This is a genomic window from Bacteroides sp. AF32-8BH (assembly GCF_003435205.1).
GTDB classification, from domain to species: domain Bacteria; phylum Bacteroidota; class Bacteroidia; order Bacteroidales; family Bacteroidaceae; genus Bacteroides; species Bacteroides ovatus.
On the sequence record NZ_QVLZ01000063.1, the window covers coordinates 21,475 to 32,295 of the forward strand.

6 protein-coding genes are annotated in these 10,821 nt (G+C 41.1%); all 6 read right to left on the reverse strand.

Translation table 11 applies throughout. The annotated features are described in order from the left end of the window. Window positions 1-62: 62 nt before the first annotated feature. The 6 genes from DWZ47_RS27900 to DWZ47_RS27925 all read right to left on the reverse strand — a co-directional run bounded on the left by DWZ47_RS27900 (window position 63) and on the right by DWZ47_RS27925 (window position 10,747). Window positions 63-2,405: an ABC transporter permease gene (locus DWZ47_RS27900; RefSeq protein WP_117515447.1), complete on the reverse strand. Its 2,343-nt coding sequence runs from the start codon at window positions 2,403-2,405 to the stop codon at window positions 63-65. Between the two features lie 27 nt (window positions 2,406-2,432). Beyond that, entirely contained in the window at window positions 2,433-3,107 is a 675-nt protein-coding gene (locus DWZ47_RS27905; protein WP_004295924.1) for an ABC transporter ATP-binding protein, read from the reverse strand. A gap of 28 nt (window positions 3,108-3,135) precedes the next feature. Further along, window positions 3,136-5,532, reverse strand: coding sequence for an ABC transporter permease (locus tag DWZ47_RS27910; protein WP_117515449.1), 2,397 nt, complete (start codon window positions 5,530-5,532; stop codon window positions 3,136-3,138). 12 nt (window positions 5,533-5,544) lie between these two features. Continuing rightward, complete coding sequence (locus tag DWZ47_RS27915) at window positions 5,545-7,923, reverse strand: ABC transporter permease (RefSeq protein ID WP_117515451.1); 2,379 nt, start codon at window positions 7,921-7,923, stop codon at window positions 5,545-5,547. Between the two features lie 25 nt (window positions 7,924-7,948). After that, the gene (locus DWZ47_RS27920; RefSeq protein ID WP_070782787.1) at window positions 7,949-9,199 is read right to left on the reverse strand and encodes an efflux RND transporter periplasmic adaptor subunit; all 1,251 of its coding nucleotides are present in this window, start codon (window positions 9,197-9,199) and stop codon (window positions 7,949-7,951) included. A gap of 75 nt (window positions 9,200-9,274) precedes the next feature. Continuing rightward, complete coding sequence (locus tag DWZ47_RS27925; protein ID WP_004318226.1) at window positions 9,275-10,747, reverse strand: TolC family protein; 1,473 nt, start codon at window positions 10,745-10,747, stop codon at window positions 9,275-9,277. Between the last annotated feature and the right edge of the window lie 74 nt (window positions 10,748-10,821).

The window sequence follows — 10,821 nt, forward strand, 5'->3', positions numbered from 1 at the left end:
TACTTTATCAGATTACGAAAGGCTACTTTCAGATAGTGTTTTATCATGATATTGTTATTTTATTATTCATTTTTGATAACTTCCGCAGGATTCTGTCGGGCGGCTTTCCATATGCGCCAGATGATGCAGAGTAGAATAATAATCGCCACTACAACGAAAATCCCTACATATACCCAACCGTTAATCGCAGTTTGTCTCACATACGTTTCAATCCATTGCCTCATAACCACATATCCCATTGGAAAGGCTATGACAGCAGCAATAATCAGCAATAGGAAATATTCACGGAAAAACATCTGCAAGATATGACGAATTTGCGCCCCGTTCACTTTACGTATAGCAATCTCCTTTTGACGTTGCTCACATGATAGAGTGACCAATGAAAAAATTCCGAAAACGGAAATGAGTACACAGACCAATGACACGAAGCTCAACAGTTTCATCAGTGCATCCTCGGAGCGAAGATATTTACCATATTCCTCCTCCTCGCTAAACAACCGTAAATAAGCATGGGGAAATTCTTCTTTGTGGAGCTTTTCTATAGCTTCACGACATTCGTTCCAAGTCCCCTCTTTGAATTTAAAAAGGATACTGGCACGATTCAGGAGATATTCTTGTGCTTCGGGGCGTTGAAAGGCAATAAGTCCCGGCTTGCTTGTCGGAGAACGATAACTAAAGTTTTTCACCACTCCGACAACTTTGTATGCAATGTCCTGACGACCATTGGTGTTATTGCCGAAAGTCTTTCCTAAAGCATGTTTCCATCCGAATTTCAGGCACGTACTTTCATCAACCACAACTTCATTCTGCTGGCTCTTTTCAGATATAAATTCACCTTCCAGCAATTTCAAATCATAAAACTTAAAAAATTCCTCCTTTGCCGGCATTATGCCAACAAGTAGTGTTTTTTCTGTCACTTTGGGCAGCCCATCCCAATTTGTTATTTCTGCATACATCATCGGACCAGTTGGAATAATTGGAAAGTACGCAGGAGGTAAAGTTTCTGTTACCATAGGGAGAGCTTTTATTTTCTCTGCCCATTGATGAATGTCTCCATTCCACAATGCCACATTAGCCACATGATGACGTTCCATACCTAAATCCGTATTTTTCAGGAAATGTAGTTGCTTCATGATGACAACTGTGCAGAAGATAAAAGCAAGGCTGACAATCAACTGTACGATAATACCTATTCTGCGAAATAAGTACGGACGGGCAGTAGCAACACTTCCTTTGATCGTTTCCTGCAATGTTCGACGACGAAAATAGGATAATGGCATCAGCGCAAACAGAAACGACAGGATGATTACTGCCAGAAGATATATCAAAATTTCTCCATAATATGAACTGGACTCTATCTGCGTAAAGTTCAGGAAGCGGGACATACTCATCTCCACCAGCAGCAATCCGCCGATCAGAGCAATACATAAAAGCAGCAATAATTCAATGGCAAACTGTACAGACAAAGCTTTATTGCTTGCTCCATTCACCTTACGAAGTGCCATTTCACGGTTGCGCATACAAAGGCGACTGATAAAAAGCGTCAAATAATTGAATAACGAACAAATAATCACCAGTCCGCCTGCTAAGGAGAAATAGAATATATAACTGAAAGAGATAACAACATCTGCTTTATCTACATAATCCGAATAGCGCAAAGCTGACATCCGGGTAATCAACAGATCGGAAAGTTCGCTCTCTTTCTCAATATCGTTGATGCAAACGGTGCTCATTTTTGTTCGGAATGCGTCTATATCTGTTCTTTCGCGTACACGAATAAGTAGCTGCTCATTTGAACTTCCCCACTGAGGAGAATGTCTTGCCGGAGCCAGTATATTATATGGAATATTGGAATGGTTCGACCATCCACTCACAATTGCTCCTATTTTACATACGCGTCTGCCTACTTCCACCTCTTTCCCCAATGCATCCTCTTCTTTGTTGAAGAGCCGCTTCGCAAATTCTTTAGTGATAGCAACTTCCTGACCATCACATTTCAGGAAGTTGACAGTACCTTTCAATAATTGTATATCAAAGAAGTTCATGAAAACAGAATCTGCGGCAATCATTCCGATCTCCTGCTCGGTATCTTCCATACGGAATTTTACATGATGTGCGGTAAAAGCGGTTACAGTTTCTATCTCCGGCATTTTGTCTTGCAAATATTTCATTAAAGGATATGGAGTAAATTTGCTTGTACCGGGTTCATTGGCGTAATGCGCACGTACCAGATAAATGCGATCGGCTCCCTCATGAAAATTATCATACGTCATTTCATAACGTATCCATAATACCGACAGCGCAAAACAGGTAAAGCCGACTGCTAATCCGATAATACTAACAAGACTTTGTGTTTTATACTTTATCAGATTACGAAAGGCTACTTTCAGATAGTGTTTTATCATGATATTCTTTTTATTGATAGCTTGTGCTTACATACTAACTTCGGTCACCACCTGTCCGTCAAACAAGTTTATGATACGGTCGGCATAACCGGCATCGTGCTGTGAGTGGGTCACCATGACAATGGTGGTTCCCTCTTTATTCAGTTCGCTCAATAGCCCCATCACTTCTTTACCGTTTTTGGAGTCCAGGTTACCGGTTGGCTCATCGGCCAGAATCAGTTTAGGGTTGGCTACGACGGCACGGGCAATGGCAACGCGTTGCTGCTGACCACCGGAAAGTTGTTGCGGAAAGTGTTTGCTACGATGAGTAATGGCCATTCTCTCCATAGCTGACTCTACCCTCTTTTTCCGTTCGGCAGCGGAAATACCCATATAAAGCAAAGGAAGTTCGATATTTTCGTATACGTTCAACTCGTCTATCAGGTTAAAGCTCTGAAATACGAAACCTATCACGCCTTTGCGAAGACTGGTGCGTTGCGACTCGGTATACCGGGAGACTTCCGTTCCATTCAGATAATACTCTCCTCCTGTCGGGTTATCAAGTAGCCCCAGAATGTTGAGCAATGTTGACTTACCACAGCCGGAGGGACCCATGATGGCTACAAATTCACCTTGTTTCACTTCGATACTGACGTTATTCAACGCCCAAGTTTCTACTTCTTCCGTTTTGAAAATCTTCTGTAAGTCAATGGTCTTAATCATAACTGTATTGTTTTTAGAATTATTAATTTTATTCGTTTTTGATTACTTCTGCGGGATTGAGACGTGCAATCCTCAATATTTTAAAGATAATGGTAATTACTGTCAATAAGGTTACTCCCCCAAATATGCTTCCCCAATATAATATTCCATCATTAAAAAATACGGTGTACATTTGTTTCCACAGTTGCAATACCACGTAAATGAGCGGAAAGGTGATGGCGGCAGTCACCATCAGCAAAATCAGGTACAAACGTGCAAACAGCCAGATGATGGAACGTATTCCGGCTCCGTTCACTTTGCGAATGGCAACCTCTTTCTGACGGCGTTCTGTATCGAGCGTAATGCTGGAATACACTCCCAACAGGGTAATGATGATGCTTACAATTGCAAAAAACGAGATGATATCTTTCAGAATATATTCCACTGCCTGCACTTCGTACAAATCATCCTGAAATGTACGTACTTGGGAAGAAATATTCTCCGGCAGCACTTCACGACGGATGGTTTCCATCCATTTCATGACTTCTTTTTGCTGTTCAGGGTAACATTTCACATAGCAGTGACCTATGTATTCAGAAGAATCATAAAGTGTGAAAGCATATCCGCCATTATGGTTATGTACATCTGTTTGAAAGGGGGCACATACTCCACAAACGGTGAAATCACTGGTCTGGTCGTAAAAGTTCATTCCGATGATATCTTTCTTTTGTCTTTTCTGCCAGACTTCATCCATTACGAGATCCTTTTTTGTCCGGATCGTCCTGCCCTCCGTTATCGGAATATTCATAAAGGTGAAGAAATTCAATGGTACACACATTACATTAATATCAATCCAAGAGTTATCATTTCCTTTCTCCGTCATTAACAAGTTTCCGGATATTCCATGAGTATAAGATATATCAGATAACAAAATATCTTTCACACCGGCATGCTGCCTGAAACGTTCTACCATTTCCTGTTTTTCTTTGTTTTCCAGAAATGGATAGTCCAGCGGGATACTTAGAATCGCTTCTTTATCTTCCTGACTTAACGTATGAAATAAGGTTTCAGTCATCTTTCCTGATTGCAAAAACAGGCTGACAGTCAGCGTTACGAATATCCAGCAAATAAAGAACTGGACGCCGAGCATAAAGTTACGTCCCCACTGTTTCCCGCGACGTTTTTGACCTCCATAGATACCTGTCTGTATGGAAGACCTGCGAATACGGACGGATACCAGCAGACAGACTGCCACGCAAAGCAATGCAAGAAAAACAATGTATTGCAGAATATGCTTTAATAGTATTTCAGGAGGGAAAGTCATTGTGAGGCCTGGCAAAGAGAAATCCATTCTATCTCCAATTAGTTCGATACCCCATATCACCAAAAATGAGGATGCAAATACAATCATCAGTGACTGTGTTAATAACAGGCAGAACAGCCGTTTCCAATCAGAACCAAGCATTTTCATTATGGCGTATTCCTTAGTGCGATTCAGGAAAGAGCCGATGAGAAAATGAAAGAAATTAATCAATCCAACCAACAATATCAATATGCCGACAATTCCGGTGACCCATCCCAGAATATAAATACCTTTCTCCTGCGACCGGTCTCCTATATAACGGGCAACAACGGTATAAGTCTCGTTATATAGGCTATAAGTATAGTCGCGCTTGGAAAATTGTTTTTCCAAACCAGTAATGCCAACCTGCGGAGATAACAAAACGTATGTCCGGGCTCCCGTTATATCGCGACGTTTCGGACTCTGAAAAAGTCCCTCACTGTCGTTGATAACCAATGCATCGGTATGACACATAAAATTAAAATCATTGTTCAGTGGAAGATCTTCCATCACTGCTTGGATTGTGTACACAATACCTCCTGTCTTTGGTGTACTGTCCGGAGAAGTATAAAGCCGTCTTGTAAGAGTCAGGTGTTTGCCAATGGCAGTCTCCACCTGACCAAATATCTTTATGGCAGTGGACCGGCTTATAATAACCGCGTTGGGCATCCGGCTTGCTGTCCGCCAGTTACCAACTACCATTTGCGGAGTAAAGACTTTATTGTATAGGGTATCGACTTCTATAATTTCAAGATCGTATGGCAATGATTTATCCGGAGACAGTTCAACCTGAAAAGAGCGTTCACGGGGATATGCCATACAAGAGATCGCTTCCACTTCACCCATAGCCCAAGTACGGAGTTCTTCGGATAATGCTACTTGTGTGCCGGAAAAATAGTCACCAGTCTGTTCATTATAGAGATTTAACTCGGCTATGCGGGAATAATTGTCAAAGCAATGATTGGTAGATTCTACAAAACGACTGCAATACATACATATACTAAAACACAGTAGTCCTACTGCCAATCCGATGGTGGAAATTATATTCTGTGCCTTGTACTTCCACAAGTTTCTAAATGCTACTTTGAAATAGTGTTTTATCATAATATCTTAGATTCATTCAGTTTTTATAATTTTAGCAGGATCAATATGCGCAATCTTGTTTATTTGCCAGAATAGAGTCCCTAAAGAAATACCACCAACCAATAACAAAGCTATCAAAAAGATTCCTATACCTATAGGAGCTTTCACTACAAAATCCTTTGTGTATTCATATATCAGATACCAGGATAATGGAAGAGCTACTGCAAAAGCCCCACCTAATATGACAAGATACTTGCGTCCTAGTAAAAGATATAAATCTTTCAGTGATGCTCCATTCACTTTGCGAATTGCAACCTCATGGGAACGCTGCCTAATGTCAAATAATGAAATACCAAACAAGCCAAGACAAACTATTACAATAGCTATACAAGCGAAAAGAGCATAAACAGAAGCTATCTGGCGATCATTTTTATAAAGTTCAGCCACATCGTCCTTCAACAAAGAATATTTAAAATCCTCTGTACCATACACTTTCTTTTGAATACTTTTCAAATAGTCAATAACTGCCTGTTCTTTGCCGGAGTGGCAATATATCTGATATAAATCACCGTCTAATTGACTACCAACCATAAAGACCATCGGATGGACACCTGTACTAATATGTCCGTCATAATAATCGTCTATTACAGCAACAATAGGTTGAGCCGGAAAATCCGGGACGTTTCTTTTCATCATTTCATCAACCAGCATAGCTCCCTCACATTGCGTATATCCTAAGGCTTTCAATGCCGCACGATTTACAACGGCCACTCTATTTCTTGAGTCTTCATCCATTTCCGGCAGACTTCCATCCACAAACGCAAGATTGAAAACTTTAAAGAAATCAGGAGTAACATAAGATTGCAACAACGCAACTGTTTCTCCTTTTACACTTTGAAAGTTTGTAGAATAATAGTCTCCCAAAATAGATGAATGTCCCGTCGTCCAATACTGAATATCCGGACAACTCTTCATGAGTTGGTCTATTTCAGTAATCCTCTCTTGCCGTTGTTTGATAGTCTCCATAGTGTAAACTGCGAAATCTCGTGATTCATATATCAAGTTTGCTTGAATTACAGACTCTACACGAAAACCAGGATCGGTATGTAACATAAAATTCAGTTGCTTGCTGAAATAGATTGATAATACCACTAACAGGAAAGTAATCATATATTGCAGAAAAAGAAAGATCATACGTGAACGAACCGAATGGTTATCTGTACCTACCTTCCGGATTGAAACAGCCAACAAAGAACGTTGGCACTGCACAAACGCATAAATAGATACTAACAGAGGCAAAAACAACAAAATAAAGAATGATAATATCCCATCAAATGCAGTATACATCAGCTGACTGCCAAACATAGATGATACAGGAATATTTGTCACCTCTACAATGAGCCAGGCTACTATCATGGAAGCAGCGATCAATAAAAAGTTTTCTATGAATATTTGCTTAAACAACGCTTTTCTATCAGCTCCAAAAACTTTCCGCAAGCTATACACCTTACCTCGTTTCACCATCAATACCAGATAAAGATTGATGAAATTCATCACACCTGCAAGTAATATCAACAGGCAAATTCCTCCTAAAATAAATAGTTGGGAACGGTTTCCGCTAACTAGCATATCTGGTCCGGATCGACCAATTAAAGCCCGATCCCAATACATATCACTTATAGGAACTAGAGAGAAAGTGTATTTCCGACTATCCCCGCTACGAGCATCCTGATTGATAAACCGGGGATAACTCCCGGCCTTATTGGCTTTCATTACTTCCGTTTCTGAAGTGAAACGGATAAAATCCAAAGGCATACGCTCCCATAATGATGATAGTTTTGAAGAGAGGACCAAGTCAAAATTAAACATCCGCTTATTAATTGGTTCCTCTAATATGCCTGTCACCCTAATCTCCTTTCCATTCGAATAAGTGAGAATCTTGCCAATAGGATTTTCTTTGCCGAAAAGTTTTTTAGCAAAACCCTCCATTAACAAAACTGACGCCGGATCTTCCAAGGACACTGAACCTTGTAACACACGGTAAGGGAAAAGTTCAAAATAAGCACTATCTGCTGCCATAGCTTGAACAGGAATACGATTTGACTGATAGGTCAAATAATCATTTTCGAGCAACACGATGCGTGAACGCGTCACTATGCCACTATTATCAATGTAAACACTATCCCGGCTCCCTATTTCGGCAACACTTAATACCCGATTTCCTTCAAACATTGTCTGTACACCATACACTTGATTACGATCGATACAATGTGTGTCTACTGTAAGCTCACGATGAATATAACGAAGCAGAATAATGCAACAAGCTAAACTAAAGGCCAGCCCGAACAAATTAATAATAGTATATGACTTTGTACGCAACAAAAAGCGTATCGCATAGTGCAATGTTTTCATGTTTTATCTATTTATTATTTTTCATTCATTTCAAGATCAATTCTTCCGCATCGCCAAAGGTATCATATCCGGTGGTAATTACCCAATCTCCCGGCTGTAAACCTTCTACTATTTCATATTGTTGCGGATTCTGGCGACCAATGTTCAATGGCACGCGAACTGCTTTTGTCTTTGATGCATTTACTTTGTAAATCCATTGTCCGCCTGTAAACTGATAGAAGTTGCCTCGTGGAATAATATGTGCTTGCTCCGGCTGTCCCAATTCAATCTGTACCCGGAAGCTCTTGCCAACTCTTACATTATCGGGCATATCTCCGGTAAAAATAAGATCAATATCAAACATACGATCTTTCACTTCGGGAACCACTTTTGTTATTTTCAGCGGATATTTGTTTCCTTGATAGTTCACAGTAGCCGGTAGTCCGGTGGTGATCCGGTCGATATAATATTCGCTAAGTGAAGTGTGGATTTTGTATTGATCGAGCACTTTTATTTCAGCAATGCTTTCACCGGAGGAAACCTGCTGCCCCGGAGTGACCTTTACGAAACTAAGCTGACCTTTCAGTGGAGCTGTGACCACCAGGCTATTCAGTCGTTCGCGAGTACGTTCGTACTTTTTCCGTTCCCGCTCCCGGTCGTTACGAATCAATTCCTTACGTATCATCGTGACAGCAGAATCATGTCGCAAGCTCTCTTGTTGCAGGGCTGCGTTTTTCTGCTTGTAACTATACTCATCTTCAGCTACCTGCAACTGCGCCTTACTCTTCACTCCCATCTGAAATTCTTCGCGGTCGAGAGCGATGCTTTTTTTCAGGCGTTCCAATTCGTAGCTATTTGTCAGGGCTTGCTGTTTCAAGTTCAGACTTTTTTGTTCCATTTCAATCTCCTGCTCCTGATAAGTAATCATTTGCTTTTCCCATTCGTCACGCTGGTCTTCAATATTGCGGAGCAAATCGGGATTGGAAAGAATAAGAATGGTGTCTCCCTGCTGAAGCAAACTTCCCTCTTCACCGACAATCCTTTCCACGCTTCCAGTTTCACGAGTATTGATCTTGATGGTCAGTATAGGCTGAATGAGCCCTTCCACATCTACATATTCCATGAAATCAGACTCTTTCACTTCTGCAATCTGTATATTTTCGGCATCTATCCTTAGTTTTCTGGGACCTAAAGACAAAGTAATCACATAAATCAAAAAGGCGGCAAATAAAAGCCCTCCTATCAGATAGTATCTGTAACGAATGTACCACGGTTTCTTTTCTAATTTTATATCCATGAGATTATCTGGTGTTTTACAAGTTTCTATTAATTAGGGTTCCATCACTATTCTTTACTGACTTTTCGTTGTTCTCTATTCAATCAGAAGATGGTAGTCTTCTGTCAGTATCGTATTTCGCTCAAAATCGTATAGTGTCATGCTACGGAGTGTATAATATAAACTCCAATAATTATATAAAGCCGAAATATAGTTACGGCGGGCACTATCTTTCTCTGAAATGGAAGCATTCAAGTCAAGAATGGTAGATTTACCTAATAGATAGAGTTTGCGGGCCACTTCACTTCTTCGTTGAGCTGTTTCATCTGTACGGGCAGCGATGCGGACACGTTGCGTTTGCAGATTGAATTGTTTGACGAGTTTGCGGACATTCAGTTCAAAGTCCGTCCGGCTCTGTTCGACTTGTGTGTAAACCAGATCACGATTGGAACGGGCTACTCGCACCTGTCCTTTTCCACGTCCCCAGTCTAGGATAGGAAGAGAAATGCCGATACTTACGTATTGCTGGTCCAACAAATTTCGATAAGCGTCGGGCAGTTTGTCAGCAGTCTGCGTCAATCCGAAACGGAGATAGATATCTGCTTTCAGGCCGGCATTGGCGCGGGCTTTCGCCACAGCACTCTCACTTTCCAGTTTCCGCCTTTCCATCGTCTGTATATCCGGACTGTTTTCGTAAGCCAGTGCCAGTGCTTCATTCAGGTTCACACTGAAATCCGGAATTTGAGGACTGACAAGGACACGTAATTCCCGATCTTCGTGAATACCAAGATAGGAACGGAGTTCCTGCATACAATTATCCATTTCAATAAGGGCATTCATGCGGTTTGTCTCTTCCGTCAAACGGTTAAGTTCCAGTTGCAGCATTTCATTTTCTGTGATGGTACCTATGTTATAGCGGCCTTGCGCATAACGGTAAAGTGTATCGGCATTGGCGTAATTAAAGGAAGCAATATCGTAATCGCTCTGGGCGGTGGCCAAGGCAAAGAATTTATTAATCGCATTGGCTGATACGAGTTCAAGCGTCTCTACGTAGCTTTTCTTTGCCTCCTGATAGCGCACGGGCTCTATCCGTCTATCCCATTTCAAACTATTGTAGCCAAAAAGAGACTGGCGATAACCGATCATTATGGGGGAAGTCTGCCATGAGTATTTATGTTCGCTGAACAGATCCATGCGTTGAGCGGAGGTTTCGAGAAAGAAAGAGCCACCGGTCCAGGATAAGTTCTGTGAAAGATTCAGGGTTAAATCTGTATTCAATAGATTTTGTTCGACAAACTTTACCGAACCGTCTCCCATCGTTATCTTGTTAATGGCACGGTTCAGATTCGGATCGGATGTCAGGCTTAAAGACGGCAGATAATTGGCACGATAATATTTATAGTTCCAATACGCAGAACGGAAACTGTGGCGTGCCGTCTGTGCATCGGGAGATTCCATACGGGCAATCTCTATGACTTGCTTCAATGACAGCTCTGTGGTTTGATCTTGAGCAGTCAATAGTTCTGTCAACAATAGTCCGAGAGATATGAAGATTAATTTCAGATTCATTCGTTGGTTATATTTGTTATTGTAAGCGTCTCCGCGATTCTATCTTGTCGGCCTTTTTTCATTCTTATATTTTT